The organism is Acinetobacter sp. GW821-FHT01E09, assembly GCF_059422385.1.
Genome location: NZ_JBWKWU010000001.1, coordinates 50201 through 67218, shown reverse-complemented (window position 1 = coordinate 67218; position 17018 = coordinate 50201). Strand labels below are relative to the sequence as shown.

Here is a 17018-nt window from a genome sequence, read left to right as displayed (position 1 = left end):
TTGTTGATATCAAAAGGGCAAAAACTAAAGCTAAATATCCAAATTAAAATTAAGTCAAAGTCGACTTCTTGCACAGTCATTTACATACTTTTGTAGGGAGTCACTTGGATTGTGGTGGAATCACGTTATATTCGAGATAACAAGAACTGGAGAGTAACAAATGGTTCAACAAATTGATGCTCCGCTGCGTGAAGATGTGCGCTTACTCGGAAACCTTTTAGGCGAAACGCTAAAGGAACATGCAGGACAAGATTTGTTTAATCAAATTGAACAAATTCGGGCTTTAGGTAAAGGCGCTCGAGATGGTCAAATTGAAGCAGAAAAACAACTTGAACAATTATTTTTAAATTTAAAAGATGATGAAATTCTGCCACTCACCCGCGCCTTTTCACACTTTCTAAATTTTGCCAATATTGCTGAACAATATCACGTTGTGCGTAGTCGTCGTCAAAGTGAGTGCGATGAAAATTCACCATCACCTAATGTGCTGGATCATTTATTTAGCAAATTCAAAGATCAGCAAATTTCAGCAGAAACGCTCTATAAACAAATTTGTGAATTAAAAATTGAATTGGTTCTCACGGCGCATCCAACCGAAGTCAGTCGTCGTACTTTAATCCAAAAATATGATGGCATTAATCATTGCCTGTCTACTTTTGATCAGCAAAAACTGACACCTAAGCAACGTGCAGATGTGTTAACCGATTTAAAACAACTGATCTGTTCTGCATGGCAAACTGACGAAATCCGTCAGCATCGCCCAACCCCGATAGATGAAGCCAAATGGGGTTTTACCACGATTGAACAGACCTTATGGAATGCGGTTCCAAAATTCATCCGTGAATTGGATGACCTCGTTCAGGACAATTGTGCAAAGGCTTTGCCTTTGGATATTTCTCCAATTCGTTTTGCATCTTGGATGGGGGGTGACCGTGATGGTAATCCGAATGTCACCCATAACATTACTCAAGAAGTTTTGTGGTTGTCACGCTGGAAAGCGGCTGACCTTTATGTGCGTGATATTGAAGATCTTCGTTGGGAACTCTCGATTGAAGCCTATTCCAATGAGCTACTTCAAACTTTGGGTTATAGCCATCCTGAACCTTACCGCGAATATTTGCGTGCGACCCGTGAACGCCTCAAAGCAACCCGTCAATGGTTGGCAGATAAATTACGTGGTCAGCATTCAGATGTAGATCGCAGTTTAATCATTCGCCATAAAGATGAATTATTACAACCGTTATTACTTTGCTATCGTTCACTAATGGCATGTAATTTACCTGAGATTGCCAATGGTAAATTGCTCGACTTTATCTATCGAGTAAATTGTTTCGGTATTGAATTACTTAAACTGGATATTCGCCAAGAGTCAGGTCGCCATCGCCAAGCTATCTCAGCAATTACTGAATATCTCGGTTTGGGTAATTTTGAGACATGGACAGAACAAGCGCGTCAAAATTTCTTATTGCAAGAATTACAAAGCAAACGCCCGTTATTGCCTAAACATTTAAATGAGCCTTCAGGTAGTCTGATTGAAAACCCTGATGTTCAAGAAGTCTTTGCAACCATGCGTACTTTGGCTGAACAACCCAAAGAAAGCTTAGGTGCTTATATCATCTCAATGGCTGAATATCCGAGTGATGTTTTGGCGGTATTGTTACTGCAAAAAGAAGCGGGAATTGAGCATCCATTACGCGTTGTTCCTTTATTTGAGACCTTGAAAGACTTGGATGGTGCGGCAAGTACCATGAGTACCCTGTTCAATATGCACTGGTATAAACAGCATATCCAAGCTAAGCACGAAGTCATGATTGGCTATTCGGATTCTGCCAAAGATGCTGGTTTTATGTCCGCAAACTGGGCCCAGTATCGTGCGCAAGAAGAACTGACTGCAATTGCCAAACAACATGGTGTTCAACTGACCTTGTTTCATGGTCGTGGTGGTTCAATCAGTCGTGGTGGTGCACCAACCCAACAAGCATTATTTTCTCAACCACCTGGCTCAATCTCAGGCGCAATCCGTGTGACTGAACAAGGTGAAATGATTCGCTTTAAATTTGGTCTAGAAGAAATTGCCTTACAAAATTTGGAAATTTATGCTGCTGCAACCTTAGAAGCGACATTATTACCACCGCCTGTGCCAAAACAAGCATGGCGAGATTTGATGCACAGCATGACGGATTTATCTGTTCAGGTGTATCGTCAGACCGTGCGTGAAAATCCTCATTTTGTTAAATATTTACGTACCGTCACCCCTGAGCTTGAGTTACAAATGTTGCCACTTGGTTCACGCCCTGCGAAGCGTAAAGTCAGTGGTGGGATCGAATCTTTACGTGCCATTCCTTGGGTTTTTGCCTGGACCCAAATTCGTTTAATGCTTCCTGCTTGGCTGGGTACTGGCGCAGCGATCAACCAAGTGATTGATCAAGGTCAAAAAGCGGTATTGGATGAAATGTTAACGGAATGGCCTTATTTCCAAACCTTAATTGATATGTTGGAAATGGTTCTCTCTAAAGCCGACTCAAATATTGCACTGTATTATGAATCTCATCTTACCGATGATGAAGACTTAAAAGTACTTGGTGCTGAATTACGTCAACGCTTGCATGATGCAGTACAAACCCTGTTGGCGATGAAAGGTGAATCGCAGCTGTTAAGTTCCAATGATGTGCTTGATCAAGCCATGAAAGTACGTAAGCCGTATTTATTACCCTTGCATTTATTACAAGCCGAATTGATGAAGCGTCGTCGTGCATACTTGGCTGAATGTCAGGCGGAGCATACCCCTGTAGATCATGCACTGATGGTCAGTATTGCTGGTATTGCAGCAGGTTTACGTAATACCGGTTAACCACACCATATAAAAATTATTTTTAATTCCAAAGTGAGGAGAATGCGATCTGTCATTCTCCTCATTTTTTATAAAAATGCGAAACAATTCACATATTATAAAACGCCAATAACTTTTTTTGACCAATCGCAAAATCGCAATTTTTTTTAATTTTCACACGCAATTTTTTTTAATACTTTGATTTTACGCACTAACATTATTTAATTATTTGACCAAATGGTACAAAACATCAATTTTCCCTAATAAATGCAAGTGCTTAGTTTGACTAAAATGATTAAAACTCTCGAAAAGAAAGCGTATGATGTGTCCAATTTGTTTTTTGAGTGCTCAATTTATGTCCAACTGGTTTCCCAAATGGCGTCCTTATTCTGGCAGCATTGATGCAAGACCTGTCGGTACCAATGAGTATTTACCTCCTGCGCAAAGTGTCGTTTTAGGGATTCAACACGCATTTGCCATGTTTGGCGCAACTGTACTCGCACCCTTTTTAATGGGCTTTGACCCAAACCTTGCCATTTTAATGTCAGGGATTTGTACCATCTTATTCTTTATTGTTACGGGTGGTCGTGTTCCAAGTTACCTAGGTTCAAGCTTTGCCTTTATTGGGGTCGTAATTGCTGCAACTGGCTATGCTGCATCAGGTACAGGTACACCAAATGCAAATTTAGCTGTTGCAGCTGGCGGGATCATGGCATGTGGTGTGTTGTATGCAATGTTCGGCTTGCTCGTGATGGCAACGGGGACCAAATGGATTGAAAAACTCATGCCACCAGTAGTGACTGGTGCAGTTGTCATGATCATTGGTTTAAACCTTGCGCCTGTTACGGTGAAAGGTGTCGCTGGCAATGACTTTAATATGTGGATGGCCTTGGTCACTGTATTGTGTATGGGTTCAATTGCTGTATTCACGAAAGGGCTATTACAACGCTTATTGCTCTTGGTTGGGTTGTTATTGGCTTATTTGATCTATTTCATTGTTGCAAATGTAATGGGAAATGGAACACCGATTAATTTCACGCCGATTCAACAAGCCGCATGGTTTGGTACACCCACTTTCCATTCACCTGTTTTTGATCTCAATGCAATGTTAATTATTGCGCCGATTGCTTTAATTTTGGTGGCAGAAAACTTGGGCCACATCAAAGCAGTCAGTGCCATGACTGGCGAAAACCTAGATCCACAAATTGGTAAAGCTTTTGTTGCAGATGGTATTGCAACCACGCTTTCTGGTGGTGTCGGCGCACCGGGTATGACCACCTATGGTGAAAATATTGGTGTAATGGCCGTTACCCGTGTTTATTCTACGATTGTTTTTGTCATTGCGGGTATTTTTGCAATTTTCTTAGGGTTTTCACCTAAATTTGGCGCAGTTATTCATACCATTCCAACGGCGATTTTAACAGGTGCTTCAATCGTGGTCTTTGGTTTAATTACCATTGCGGGTGCGAAGATTTGGATTGAAAATAAAGTCGATTTTTCTCAAAATAAAAACTTGATGGTTGCCGCAGTAACAATCATTTTAGGAACAGGTGACTTTGCCCTTCAATTTGGTGATTTCAACTTGGGTGGTATTGGTACTGCAACGTTTGCAGCATTGATTCTCAACTGGTTCTTTAGCTTAAAAGATAAATCATAATTATAAATTGAACCTATTTTAAGCAGCCAAAAGGCTGCTTTTTTTTTATTTTATATAATGTGAGCATCTACCCACAAATAAACGTTTTTTATTTCTTGGAGCGAGGTCTCACTCGCTACATTTGGATGATCAAGTTCTTTTAACAAATATTGAAACGCTGCTTTTTGTTCAGGATATACATCTATCGCTTGTGCCACAGTATCGTTTAAATTGCATGGCCATCCTTCTATATTGTCCAATGTCAAAGGAAGCAATCGTATTATCCGTTTAATTAAAGTTTTTTTAAGGTTGATTAATTCTTTTGCTGTTTGATCAGATGCCTCTAATATGCGTAAATACCCTTGTATATCTGCATCATAACCACTATTTATCGCCTTAATTACATCTCGATCAATTTGAACATCGTTAAAAAGCGCAGATAAATCTTCTCCATAAATATGCTGACAAAAGAATTTGATCCATGCTCCCCAACTTTGTAAAGAATGCTTATTTAAAACCTCGTCTAGAAAACCAATATCGACATCAACTTTAGGCAGAAATGGGTGTAAAACCTTAAGATTTGCGCTTATTTCAGCAATCTTTTCATTTAAATTTTTAGGGCTATTTTTAAAAATAACACAAAGGTCTAAATCTGACTGACCGATAATTGCAGTGCCTTGAGCGACACTGCCATAAACATAGATACTATGTAAATCTTCGGCAAAGCTGCGACTAAAAGCGTTAATCACCTCTTCTAGCACGGGCTGAAATTCTTTTTGAATCCTCATTGATTGCAACATTCATCCATTTTTAAATTTTCTCAAACCAACATCATACTGCTTATATAAGATTTATTTTGTATTTCAATATTAAAAAAGCCCAACTGTAATCAATAGACAATTGGGCTTGGGCGATTTTATCATTGGTTCTTAATGATTGTTTTATAGACGGATTAACAAGGTTTTCTGTTTATTCACGTTCTAAAAAAGTCTTTAAACAAGGAGAAAAAAACAAATTCCCTTGATACATTCCCCGCAAAGTTTTGCTCATCACCATCACCCACAACATCATTAAAATTACAGCAAATGCTAAGCCTGTATCTACAATAAAACTGAGATGTAATTGGTGACCTAAACTCAATATTGCCAAGATAAATACACCCAGTGGGAAAGTTAGCCCCCACCAACCGAGATTAAATGGTAGCTCGGTTGCCGCATGTTTGAGTGTGGTTAGAATTGCGATTGCAACCCACCACACACCAAAGCCAAGCAAAATAAAACTTGCCACAATCCCAGCATTTTGAAAGAACACACCTAAATTTTCTAACTGAATCAATGCCAAAACTTGAGGAGCCTGAGCACCTAGAACCAAGAGTGCCAATGCACCTGTACCAATTGGCCCTAAAGCTAACCAGCTTGTAATTGCCAATTCTTTGCTCGGTAATTGATGTACAGCCAAACGTAACATCAGAATGGTGAGAATCCCAAAAGCAGGCAATACAGACATCCCCCACAGCATATAACTGGCGAATAAAATAGCCACCGCTTGTTGACTCGCATGCATATGCGCTAAAAGTAAGCCGCCTGATGTTGCTGCAACTTCACAGGCCACAATTGGCAATAACCACATTGCAGTCATTGTATGCAATTGATGATCTTGTTTATGGAACATACAAAACGGTACCAGCACCCCGATACCCACCGCTAAAACCACATCGACGTACCACAACAACTGCGCAATTTGGAACGCAACATCACCATAAATGGCTATGCCATATTTTAAAAAGCCATTTAGTACTGTTGCCAACCCCATTGGAATTGCACCTAAAAAGAGTGCCATTGCGGGATGGGAAAAAATCTGCTTCGCTTCTTGAGGATAGATGAGCCAGCGTAGAACATACAGTATGATAAATACAGTAAACAGTAGCGTGTTAAACTGCCACAAAATAGTTGCCAGCTGCCATAAAAAATCAGATGCAAACGGAAATTCAGGCAAGATCAGTGCAACAACCCCTGTTCCCATGGTCATGGTGAACCAGTTTGGCGTAAACTGTCGAATCACATCACCTGTTTGTTCAAGTTGGTAAAATGGCTTTTTCATCGCTTCATCCTCATTTCAGCAGATAAATTGATTATAAAAGCATCTTTTAATAAATAAAATTGATTTAATTTCATAAAATGAATCAATTTTACTGATATAAAAGTATTCTCAGTCATTTTTTTCTGGATAAAAACACAACAACAAAGACGAAACTGTGAGATTATGGCAATATATAGTCCTTTCAAATTTTAAGCTTATTTTGAAACCATGCAGCTGTTACGTCTAAATGCCTTAGCACCAAATTTTCAATTGCCCCAAACCGCTGTGACGATTGGCAATTTTGATGGTGTCCATTTGGGACATCAGGCGATGGTTTCTCAACTCAAAGAAGTGGCGAAAGCCCAAAATTTAAAAACCTTGGTGATGATTTTTGAACCGCAACCTTTAGAGTTTTTCAAAGGTTATGAAGCACCACCACGGATTTCATCACTCAGAGAAAAAGTAGAATATTTATCTGAATTGGGTGTTGATTATATTGCTATCGCTAAATTTGATAATCAATTCCGTAGCTTAAGTGCTGAAAACTTTGCAAGCCTGTTAAAAAACAAACTCAATGCGCAAAGTTTGATCTTAGGTGATGATTTTCACTTCGGTAAAGACCGTCAAGGCAATAGTGAATTTTTAAAACAATATGGTTTTGATGTCACCAATCTCAATACCATTGAATTTAATGGCGAACGTGTCAGTTCAACCCGTATTCGCCAAGTTCTCCAAGCAGGTGACTTATCACTTGCAGCAAAATTATTGGGTCGCCCATACAGCATGATTGGTCGTGTGCAATATGGTGATCAAATTGGTCGTACTTTGAATTTTCCAACCATCAATGTTCGACTTGGCCGTCATAAACCCTGTTTAAGTGGTATTTATGCTGTCGATGTTATTTGCGAAAGTACCTCATTGACACAGAAAGTCAAAGCTGAGAACCCCGATAAAATAGGTGTTGCTGGCTATCAAACAGATGCGTTATTTGGTGCGGGCCATGTGGGAACACGCCCTGCAATCAAACAAGAACATCCAGAATGGCGATTAGAAGTACATTTTCCAAATGTTTCTGCTAATCTGTATGGTCTGTTAATGCGAGTCACTTTCCTCGACTATTTACATGGTGAATTAAATTACCCATCACTTGAAGCGCTTCAGGCGGGAATTGATGATGATGTCGAGCGTTTGCTTGAGTTTCGCAAAAACACCCCCAAATTTCCTTTTTAACTTAAACTTTTATTGTAAAACGCGTCAGCAATGGTGCTGATAATATTGGATGACAACTTGCATGAGCGATAAGCAAACTTCTGAAAATGCAGTGGATTATAAAGCCACGCTAAACCTACCAGGTACTGAATTTGCAATGAAAGCAAATCTCGCAGTACGTGAAGCAAAATGGTTAGAAGAGTGGTATGCCGACAACATTTATCAGCAGATTCGTGCTTCGCGTATTGGCAAGAAAAAATATATTCTGCATGACGGTCCTCCATATGCAAATGGTTCATTGCATTTAGGTCATGTCGTCAATAAAGTTTTAAAAGACATTATTGTTAAAAGTCGCACTTTAGATGATTTTGACGCACCTTATGTTCCAGGTTGGGACTGTCATGGTCTACCAATCGAGCTTAAAGTCGAAGAAAAAATCGGTAAAGTTGGCGTAAAAGTTGACGCATCGACTTTCCGTAAAGCCTGCCGTGAATATGCATATACTCAAGTCGAATTACAGAAAAAAGACTTTGTTCGTATGGGCGTGTTTGGAGACTGGGATAATCCATATCTCACCATGAACTTCAAACAAGAAGCAGATATTGTTCGCGCGCTCGGTGAAATTGCCAAAGCAGGTCATATCGAACCCGGTCTAAAACCGGTGAACTGGTGTATGGATTGTGGATCATCACTTGCTGAAGCAGAAGTGGAATATGAAGATAAAAAATCTGATGCAATTGATGTGGGTTTCGGTGTTGTAGATCTTGCTGATTTGTCTGCAAAAGTGGGTGTCAGCGTTAACAATCCAACAGATATCGTGATTTGGACAACGACACCTTGGACATTACCTGCGAACCAAGCGGTTGCCTTACATGCGGATATTGCCTATCAATTGGTGGAAGTTCAGTCTGAGCGTGGCACACAAAACTTAATCTTAGCCAAAGATTTAGTTGAATCTGCATGTGAACGTTACAAACTTGAACAACCAAAAGTATTGGCTGACTTTGTTGGTGCGACGCTCGAAAACTTACAATTACAACATCCATTGATTGTAGATCGTCAAGTACCTGTGATTTTAGGTGAACATGTCATTGCAACCAGTGGTACAGGTGCTGTGCATACTGCACCTGGACATGGTGTGGACGATTATAAAGTTGGCTTAATCTATAACTTAAAAGTTGAAAACCCTGTAAGTGGTAATGGTGTATATTTACCGACTGCGCCTCTTTTTGCAGGCGAGCACATTTATAAAGCCAATCCAAAAATCATTGAAGCATTAACAGATGCTGGCAAACTCTGGGCGCATCTGCCAATTAAGCACAGTTACCCACATTGCTGGCGTCATAAAACACCAATCATCTTCCGTGCAACCCCACAGTGGTTTATCAGCATGGATGCGAATGGGTTACGCCAAGATGCTTTAAATGCAATTGAAAACGACATCGACTTTGTCCCTGATTGGGGTAAAAACCGTATCAAGTCAATGATTGAAGGTCGCCCAGACTGGTGTATCTCTCGTCAACGGACTTGGGGTGTGCCGATTCCATTCTTTGTACATAAAGACACCAATGAATTGCACCCTCGTACCGCAGAGCTCATCGAAGATGTGGCGAAGCTCATCGAAAAAGAAGGCATTGATGGTTGGTATAACCGTGAAGCCAAAGCATTTATCGGTGATGATGCTGAGCAGTACAATGCTGTTCGTGACACGCTCGATGTATGGTTTGACTCAGGTACAACGCACTATGCAGTATTGCGTGAACGTGCAGAACTGCAAGATCCAGCTGATTTATATCTTGAAGGTTCTGACCAACATCGTGGCTGGTTCCAGTCTTCATTGCTCACGTCGATTGCGATCCATAAACGCGCACCTTATAAAGCCCTGCTTACACATGGTTTTACCGTGGATGAAAAAGGTCGTAAATTATCGAAATCATTGGGTAACTTTATCCCACTTGAAGATATCATCAAGCAGTTAGGTGCTGATGGTTTACGTTTATATGTTGCATCAAGCGATTATCGTTATGAAATTGCCGCAAGTAACGAAATCTTTAGCCGTGTAAGTGACAGCTATCGTCGTATTCGTAATACTTTACGTTTCTTATTGGCAAACTTGAACGGCTTTAAACCATCAACAGATGCGTTACCTGTAGACCAATTGATTGCATTGGATCAATACATCTTACAACGTGCAGCAGACGTACAGAAAACCATTCAACAAGCTTATGAAGATATGAACTTCCATGTCGTCACCAATGCTTTGACCAGTTTCTGTATCAATGATTTGGGTGGTTTCTACTTAGACATCATCAAAGACCGCCAATACACGACTAAAGCAGACTCAACAGCACGTCATTCTGCTCAAACTGCGTTGTATCATTTGGTTCAAGCCTTTGTTCGTTGGATGAGCCCTATCTTGAGCTTTACAGCACAAGAAGCGTGGCCATTGATTCCAGAACAAACTGAAAAATATGTATTTACAGCTCATTGGTATGATATTCCAGTGGCATCAAGCACCAACTTGATCTCTGAAGCGGATTGGCAAACCTTAATTGAAGTCAAATCTGCGGTTAATAAACAGATTGAGACAGCGCGTAATGCTAAATTGGTTGGTAGTAACCTGTCTGCTAAAGTTGAACTTTGGGCAAATACAGACCTACAAAACGTCTTGAAGCAATTGGGCGATGAGCTTCGTTTTGTCTTGATCACCTCTCAAGCGATTGTTTATGACTATGCTGAGCAAGGTGAAGCAACAGAACTTGAAGGCCTACGTGTTAAAGTTTCTGCTGCTGAAGGCGAAAAATGTGCACGTTGCTGGCATGTTCTTCCAGATGTGAATACACATCATGCACATCCAGGGCTTTGTTCTCGTTGTATTATTAACCTTCCTACAGGTCAAGGCGAAGAGAGAAAATATGCCTAATCCGCAAAATAAAAAGGGCTTATTACAGTTTTATCCACATAATTTGATGTGGCTTGGACTTTCTGTCCTTGCCATTATCATTGACCAATGGACAAAAAACATTGCAAGTGCAGAGCTGACTTATGCTCAGCCTGTACCTGTATTGCCCTTCTTAAATTGGACATTACTGCATAATTACGGCGCAGCATTTAGCTTCTTGTCTGATGCGGGCGGTTGGCAGCATTATTTATTCACAGGTCTTGCAGGCGTTGTATCGATCATCTTTATTTTTTGGCTTATGCGTATGCCAAAAACCACGCTGATCTTACCTGCTGCAATCGCATTGATTCTTGGCGGTGCATTGGGGAATTTAATTGATCGGGTGACATTAGGTTATGTGGTCGATTTTATTCATTTGCATTACCAAGGCAGTAGTTTCCCTGCATTCAACATTGCCGATAGTGCGATCACTCTCGGTACGATTTTATTGTTAATTGATACCTTCTTTTTAGAAAAGCATCGTATTCAACGTGCGGAAGCGCAAAATGACTGAACAAATGATTAACCCCAATGACGAAACGCGTGTTGCGGATGGCTCAAAAGTAGAACTGCATTTTTCTGTTGCCATCGAAAGTGGTGTTGAAATTGATAACACACGTAGCCGTGAAGAGCCTGTAAGCTTAGTGATCGGGGATGGCAGTTTATTGCCAGGTTTTGAAAAAGCCTTATTTGGTCTTCGTGCAGGTGACCGTCGTACTGTTAGCCTTCCACCAGAAGATGCTTTCGGTCCGTGGAATTCTGAAAATGTGCAAAAATTCGATACAGTAAAATTCGAACAACGTCCTGTTGAAGGCCACATGATTGAGTTTGAAGACAAAGCCAAACAAAGTCTATTTGGCGTGGTTAAAACTGTCGGTGAAGATATCACTGAAGTGGATTTCAACCACCCACTCGCAGGTAAAAATATCACGTTTGAAGTGGAAATCTTCAAAGTTACCCCTGCGGGTCAACAAGGTGTGAAAATTATGTAAGCCTTTGCTTATATAATATTTAAAGCTCCTTCGGGAGCTTTTTTATTGATACAAATACCCACTTCAAAAAGGTCAAGACAAAGCAAAATCCACAGCAGCTTGCACATGGATCGACGTTGTATCAAACAGCGGAACAGAAAACTGAGTATCTCCAATGAGCATACAAATTTCTGTACATCCCAGAATAATGCCTTCAGCACCCTCTAATATTAGCTGCTCAACAATATGGATGTATTTCTGACGAGATTCTTCCTTGATCACACCTAAACACAATTCATCATAAATAATATTGTGAACCATCTGTCGATACGCTTGGTTAGGCACCAGTACATTGATGCCTTGTTGTTCTAACCGATGCTTATAGAAGTCTTGTTCCATGGTAAATTGAGTACCTAACAAACCGACTTTGCCAATATTCTGATTTAAAACTTCTTTTGCTGTTGCATCAGCGATATGAATAAATGGAACTGAGACCGAGCTTTCAATAGCAGAAGCAACTTTATGCATGGTATTGGTACACAGTAAGATCCCTTCTGCCCCTGCTTTCTCCAACTGAATTGCCTTCTCTGTTAAATACAGTGCTGCATCGTCCCATAAGCCTTGACGCTGTAATATTTCTATCTCAGCGAAATCAACACTGATTAAAACAATTTTTGCAGAGTGTAATTTTCCTAATTTTTGTTGAATGCTTTTATTCAGCTGCTGATAGTACAAGTCTGTAGATTCCCAACTCATTCCACCTAATAAACCAATCGTTTTCACTTTTTTGCTCGCTTAGAATTTTCATCTTTTCTAGGGTGTTTTGATATTTCATCAATGGTTTGCGTTTTAGACTCAAATTGAGCAAGTCAGGCATATGATCAATATCAATCAAGTTACTTTTGTTTCAAGCCTATATATTTTCCAATACAATCGCTTAAAATATCCTGTGACTACCGTACGATATCGTCGTGATCAAGCCTTCATTCATAGTTTCAATTTAAACCTCGTCCTACTCACCGCTGAAACAATCTACACGATATCGCATATTTGTATGATTATTCAGCTATACTTTGATCTCATTTCAGCTCTTTATGATTCGCATGCGCCTAGACTTCTTCGATTTGCAACTGTTTATCAATATCGTGGACACAGGAAGCCTCACCAAAGGCGCAGAACGCTCGTCGATTTCACTACAGGCAGCCAGTGAACGTATTAAAAAACTCGAACAACAATATGCCACAAGCCTTTTTACCCGCCATGCCTCTGGGGTCAAACTCACAATTGCAGGTCAAACTTTTGCAGAACAGGCTTTACGTCTAATACAACAAAGTAAACAGCTTGAACAAGCGATGTCACCCTTCGCAAAAGGTCTAAGCACACAGATGACTTTGTGGTGTAATTCATCTGCACAAAGTGAATATCTGCCCTTATTACTTCCTCAGTATTTAGTTGAAAACCCACATATTCAGATTGATCTACAGGAAGCTGAAAGTAATGAAATTATTCAGACCCTTGAAAAAGGCAATGCAAAACTCGGCTTAATTTCGAGCTTTTTTAATGCACATCAATTACAGACTTTAACCTTTTCAGATGATCCGTTAGTGCTGATTTGTCCTTCAAATCATGAATTAAGCCAGCGAACACAACTTAGACTGGTCGATACACTGAACTATGCCTTTGTGGGTTTAATGCAATATCACTCTTTACAGCAGTCGATTGAAAACCAAGCCAAATTGCTCAATTGTGCAATTCAGTATCGTTTAAGATTGCCAAATTTTGCTGCGATCGCTCAAGTGGTTGCAAGTGGTGTCGGCATTGCCATTATGCCCAAACGGGCAGCAATGCGACTCAATCAACTCTATGCATTTGATCAAATTGAACTGGTCGGTGAATGGGCAAAACGTCAACTACAATTGGCTGCTCAAAATTTTGATGAACTTCCAACAGCATATCAACACTTTGCCCAATTCTTAATTTCACAAAAATCGAAACTGATTTTAGTTTAAATAATCTGAATTCGATATAAAATTCTTGATGAAATATGATACTCGGAAACGTCATCCGCAACTGTCTGAGGCAGGACCTCATGCATAAAGTATTGTTTCTGCGATTCATTGAATACGTCGCTGGTGGTTGACGAGTTTTGCGGATGACAATGGTTTTGCCTACTTTTGTCTAAACAAAAGTAGGGCGAGCCGCAGGCTGATCCTGAAATTGAATGACAGTTCAGTAAGACTCCGTCAAGATCATTGTTTTTCAATATATTAAAGATATCTTTAAATCAAACTCACGTTAAATACTTAATTAAGCACCACGCTGATATTCATTTTTAAAATTAACTAAATTGCTATCATCTGCTTTGATTTTTTCAGTTTACCCAATAGGGTCATAGCTTCACATGTGCGGACAGAGCCATTACACGACTATTTGTCCTCAGACTAGATCACGCCAAATTGATGCAATACTGAATATAAGCCAAAAATCACCAAGCCACAGAAGAAAACTTTACGAAATTTTTGCTCTGGAATACGATAACGAATTTTTGTTCCCACCCACATTCCTATTAATGCAGGCACCAAAGCAATAAGAGATAACTGATAATCAATTGGCGTATCTTCAACAGGATTTTGATGTAAGAAAACAGCAAGACACAATGTTGAAACGGTAAAAGCTAAACCTAGAGATTGAACCAAATCATCACGCTTTAACTGCAAAGATTGTAAATAAGGGACCACAGGAATCACCACCACTCCCGTGGCAACAGTTAAAGCACCGCCTAAATATCCAATGATTGGGGAAAGCCATTTTTCATGCGGTGCAAGATTTGGCATACGTTTGGAAAATAAACCATAGAGTCCATACAATGCCAGCATTCCACCCAGTAATGCTTCACTATGAAAACCACCACTAGAGTGGCCTAAAGTTGGGAAAACACTCCAAATTGAACCGATAATAATCCCCAACAGTAAGGGATAAAAACGGCGAACTAACCGCCATACATGACCTTCAGCAAACAATTGCCAAAAGTTGGTCACCATAGATGGAATGATCAATAAAGTTGCGGCTTGGAATGGGCTAATCACAAGGCTTAAAAGTCCCATTGAAACGGCAGGTAAGCCGAGACCAATTGTGCCTTTAATCATGCCTGCAATTGCAAATACACCAATTACAAATCCCATCATGTCGTTTTACCTCAATATTCTGAGGCAATGCTACGCCAAAGCTTTGTTTTGAAATATCACTGTTTTTAGGATAGAGCCTCAAGCAATGATTGAGGCTTGATGTTGAGTGTTTTGGCTAAGTATCTAAGAAAAGAATTTACGATCATTTTACGTTACTAGAGCAAACAAGCTTTCTATAATTTTTTTACCCCATTTGGATTTATTCACAATGAATATGTCACTTGCCAATTCTACAAAAATATTCCCCACAGCACTGATCTTAGAAAATCAGGGCATGCATGATTTCAACAAAGAAATTCAACAATATTTAGAAGATTATCCAGAGACCCAGTTTATTGATATCTGCTTACATGATCTCAATGGTCATCTTCGTGGTAAGCGTATTGAAGTAAATGCCCTCCACCAATTGCAGAAAGGCTGTTATTTTCCGTTGTCTATTTATGCGATGAGCTTGGATGGTCAAGTGGTTGAAGAAAGTGGGCTGGGAAAATATATTGGCGAACCCGATCGCTTATGTATGCCCGTCTTGGGCAGTCTAAAGCCTTGTGCAGATCAACCCAATCAGCATGCCCAGCTGCTATTAACCATGAAATCCGATGATGGTTCAGATTGTGTGATTGAGCCTCGCAATATATTAAAAAGAATTTTATTGACACTGCATCAGATGCACTATTTTCCAATGATGGCCGGTGAAATCGAGTTTTATTTGTCTAAAAATATCCAAGATGCCCCGTTTTCTCCCCAATCTGATCCGCTTTCTACCCAATGTTTCGATGTCGATACTCCGCATAATTTTCAAACTGTCATTCAACAAATTGAATTAGAAGCAAAACGACAAGATATTAATTTAACAGGTGTTGTAGCTGAAAGTGCTTCTGGACAATTTGAATTAAATATTCAGCACAGTGACAACATTTTAAAACTGTGTGATGACATCATGAGTATTAAACGAATGATTCGTCAAATTGCGATGCAACATGGTTTAAAAGCCAGTTTTATGGCGAAACCAAATATGGCAATAGCAGGCAGTGGCATGCACTTTCATATGAGCATACGCAATCAATGGCAAGACAATCTTTTTAAAATAGATCAGTTGAAAAATCCAAACCCCATCATGCATAAAGTGATTGCAGGTTTACTTGACTTAATGCCCGCATCCATGGCTATTTTAGCACCCAATATTAACGCATTTCGTAGATTCCAACTTGGCAATCATGTTCCACTCGAAGCCAATTGGGGCTTCAATAATCGCAATGTTGCGATTCGTATCCCCTGTTCAGATCAGGACAATCAACGCTTGGAATATCGTGTTGCGGGTGCAGACGTCAACCCTTATTTGTGTGTTGCAACCATTCTGACGGGGGTACTGCATGGCTTACATGCAGCACTGGATTTACCTCAATCAATCCAACAAGTAAAAGTGATTAACTCACAGCATTTCTTACCCTCTCATCAGCTTGAAGCGCTGCAATTATTTGAAAAACATGCAGTCTTTAAACAATATTTTGGTTCAGATTTTATCCAATTATGGTGTGCATGTAAAAAATTTGAATATCAAACTGTCATCAATAAAATCACAAATGCAGAATTGGAATGGGGCATATAAAGGGCTGATTTAAAAATTCTAATGCCTTAAATTAAAATAGTATGATGACCATAAATTGACAGTAATCAATAAAAAATCCCTTTTATATAAAAGGGATTTTAAGCAGCTTAGACTGAATTACCTTAAAGCTGATTATGCTTTCAGTATTGAAATAAATAACAATTTAAAAATTATTTACATACGACTTTAAAAAATGCCAAATTAATTTCATCATCATCGATATTACTTGGATCTGAATCTTGTGGATCGCTATTGATCAATTGACCATTTTTTTTATAATCTTCAACCAAGGTGATATTTGTCGTACGATCAGCACATTGGTCTAAATTATGAGAAAGTGTATAGTCACCTTTTTTCATATCCAGTTCTTCACTGTCTGCATCAGCAACAAACTTAGCCCAATAATTAACCGTTTTGTCTTTTTTCACAATACGATCGGTATCTAGATAAAAACTACCATCCTCATCTTTGACAATAAATTTCCAATTTTCTGCAAGTGCATACTGACTCAACATTGTTGTGATGCAGATTAGAATAATTTTTTTCATACCGTTCTCTAAA

General features: G+C 39.5%; 13 protein-coding genes. 8 read left to right on the top strand and 5 right to left on the bottom strand.

Features of this window, described 5'->3' with window-relative positions:
• Window positions 1–160 precede the first annotated feature (160 nt).
• Both ppc and AC07U8_RS00225 read left to right on the top strand, forming a co-directional pair.
• Window positions 161–2851 carry a phosphoenolpyruvate carboxylase gene (gene ppc, locus AC07U8_RS00230; protein WP_494737092.1) on the top strand — a complete coding sequence of 897 codons (2691 nt, stop codon included), beginning with the start codon at window positions 161–163 and terminating at the stop codon, window positions 2849–2851.
• Window positions 2852–3185: 334 nt separating this feature from the next.
• Window positions 3186–4487, top strand: a complete 1302-nt coding sequence (locus AC07U8_RS00225) for a solute carrier family 23 protein (RefSeq protein ID WP_004718863.1) — start codon at window positions 3186–3188, stop codon at window positions 4485–4487.
• Window positions 4488–4537: 50 nt separating this feature from the next.
• On the opposite strand, the gene AC07U8_RS00220 is transcribed toward AC07U8_RS00225, so the two are convergent.
• Together AC07U8_RS00220 and AC07U8_RS00215 are read right to left on the bottom strand one after the other, a co-directional pair.
• On the bottom strand, window positions 4538–5254 hold the full coding sequence (locus tag AC07U8_RS00220) for a nucleotidyltransferase domain-containing protein (RefSeq protein ID WP_494737091.1): 717 nt from the start codon (window positions 5252–5254) through the stop codon (window positions 4538–4540).
• A gap of 181 nt (window positions 5255–5435) precedes the next feature.
• Window positions 5436–6566, bottom strand: coding sequence for a TDT family transporter (locus tag AC07U8_RS00215; RefSeq protein ID WP_494737090.1), 1131 nt, complete (start codon window positions 6564–6566; stop codon window positions 5436–5438).
• 207 nt (window positions 6567–6773) lie between these two features.
• Between AC07U8_RS00215 and ribF the strand changes: the two genes are divergently transcribed.
• The 4 genes from ribF to AC07U8_RS00195 all read left to right on the top strand — a co-directional run bounded on the left by ribF (window position 6774) and on the right by AC07U8_RS00195 (window position 11687).
• A complete protein-coding gene (gene ribF / locus AC07U8_RS00210; protein WP_004718869.1) occupies window positions 6774–7775 on the top strand; it encodes a riboflavin biosynthesis protein RibF in 1002 nt (333 codons plus the stop codon).
• Window positions 7776–7836: 61 nt separating this feature from the next.
• Window positions 7837–10677 (top strand): isoleucine--tRNA ligase, encoded by a 2841-nt coding sequence (gene ileS, locus AC07U8_RS00205; protein ID WP_096732450.1) that lies wholly within the window; start codon window positions 7837–7839, stop codon window positions 10675–10677.
• Window positions 10670–11209: a signal peptidase II gene (gene lspA, locus AC07U8_RS00200; RefSeq protein WP_004718873.1), complete on the top strand. Its 540-nt coding sequence runs from the start codon at window positions 10670–10672 to the stop codon at window positions 11207–11209. Before ileS ends, lspA begins: the two co-directional genes overlap by 8 nt.
• Window positions 11202–11687 carry an FKBP-type peptidyl-prolyl cis-trans isomerase gene (locus AC07U8_RS00195; protein WP_004818226.1) on the top strand — a complete coding sequence of 162 codons (486 nt, stop codon included), beginning with the start codon at window positions 11202–11204 and terminating at the stop codon, window positions 11685–11687. The genes lspA and AC07U8_RS00195 overlap by 8 nt, the downstream gene beginning before the upstream one ends.
• 72 nt (window positions 11688–11759) lie before the next feature.
• On the opposite strand, the gene AC07U8_RS00190 is transcribed toward AC07U8_RS00195, so the two are convergent.
• Window positions 11760–12449, bottom strand: a complete 690-nt coding sequence (locus tag AC07U8_RS00190) for an aspartate/glutamate racemase family protein (RefSeq protein ID WP_303576996.1) — start codon at window positions 12447–12449, stop codon at window positions 11760–11762.
• A gap of 320 nt (window positions 12450–12769) precedes the next feature.
• Here AC07U8_RS00190 and AC07U8_RS00185 point away from each other — a divergent pair, with 320 nt between their 5' ends.
• Window positions 12770–13675: a LysR family transcriptional regulator gene (locus tag AC07U8_RS00185; protein ID WP_262084758.1), complete on the top strand. Its 906-nt coding sequence runs from the start codon at window positions 12770–12772 to the stop codon at window positions 13673–13675.
• Between the two features lie 432 nt (window positions 13676–14107).
• On the opposite strand, the gene AC07U8_RS00180 is transcribed toward AC07U8_RS00185, so the two are convergent.
• Window positions 14108–14851, bottom strand: coding sequence for a sulfite exporter TauE/SafE family protein (locus AC07U8_RS00180; RefSeq protein ID WP_056516994.1), 744 nt, complete (start codon window positions 14849–14851; stop codon window positions 14108–14110).
• Between the two features lie 208 nt (window positions 14852–15059).
• Between AC07U8_RS00180 and AC07U8_RS00175 the strand changes: the two genes are divergently transcribed.
• Complete coding sequence (locus tag AC07U8_RS00175) at window positions 15060–16457, top strand: glutamine synthetase family protein (RefSeq protein ID WP_244014547.1); 1398 nt, start codon at window positions 15060–15062, stop codon at window positions 16455–16457.
• A 170-nt stretch (window positions 16458–16627) separates the two neighbouring features.
• On the opposite strand, the gene AC07U8_RS00170 is transcribed toward AC07U8_RS00175, so the two are convergent.
• The gene (locus AC07U8_RS00170) at window positions 16628–17005 is read right to left on the bottom strand and encodes a surface-adhesin E family protein (RefSeq protein WP_004818217.1); all 378 of its coding nucleotides are present in this window, start codon (window positions 17003–17005) and stop codon (window positions 16628–16630) included.
• Window positions 17006–17018 lie beyond the last annotated feature (13 nt).

What these genes read in the sequence shown, in the direction of transcription:
- ppc (WP_494737092.1), top strand. Translation starts at nt 161, where the DNA reads ATGGTTCAACAAATTGATGCTCCGCTGCGTGAAGATGTGCGCTTACTC.
- AC07U8_RS00225 (WP_004718863.1), top strand. Translation starts at nt 3,186, where the DNA reads ATGTCCAACTGGTTTCCCAAATGGCGTCCTTATTCTGGCAGCATTGAT.
- AC07U8_RS00220 (WP_494737091.1), bottom strand. Translation starts at nt 5,254, where the DNA reads ATGAGGATTCAAAAAGAATTTCAGCCCGTGCTAGAAGAGGTGATTAAC.
- AC07U8_RS00215 (WP_494737090.1), bottom strand. Translation starts at nt 6,566, where the DNA reads ATGAAAAAGCCATTTTACCAACTTGAACAAACAGGTGATGTGATTCGA.
- ribF (WP_004718869.1), top strand. Translation starts at nt 6,774, where the DNA reads ATGCAGCTGTTACGTCTAAATGCCTTAGCACCAAATTTTCAATTGCCC.
- ileS (WP_096732450.1), top strand. Translation starts at nt 7,837, where the DNA reads ATGAGCGATAAGCAAACTTCTGAAAATGCAGTGGATTATAAAGCCACG.
- lspA (WP_004718873.1), top strand. Translation starts at nt 10,670, where the DNA reads ATGCCTAATCCGCAAAATAAAAAGGGCTTATTACAGTTTTATCCACAT.
- AC07U8_RS00195 (WP_004818226.1), top strand. Translation starts at nt 11,202, where the DNA reads ATGACTGAACAAATGATTAACCCCAATGACGAAACGCGTGTTGCGGAT.
- AC07U8_RS00185 (WP_262084758.1), top strand. Translation starts at nt 12,770, where the DNA reads ATGCGCCTAGACTTCTTCGATTTGCAACTGTTTATCAATATCGTGGAC.
- AC07U8_RS00180 (WP_056516994.1), bottom strand. Translation starts at nt 14,851, where the DNA reads ATGATGGGATTTGTAATTGGTGTATTTGCAATTGCAGGCATGATTAAA.
- AC07U8_RS00175 (WP_244014547.1), top strand. Translation starts at nt 15,060, where the DNA reads ATGAATATGTCACTTGCCAATTCTACAAAAATATTCCCCACAGCACTG.
- AC07U8_RS00170 (WP_004818217.1), bottom strand. Translation starts at nt 17,005, where the DNA reads ATGAAAAAAATTATTCTAATCTGCATCACAACAATGTTGAGTCAGTAT.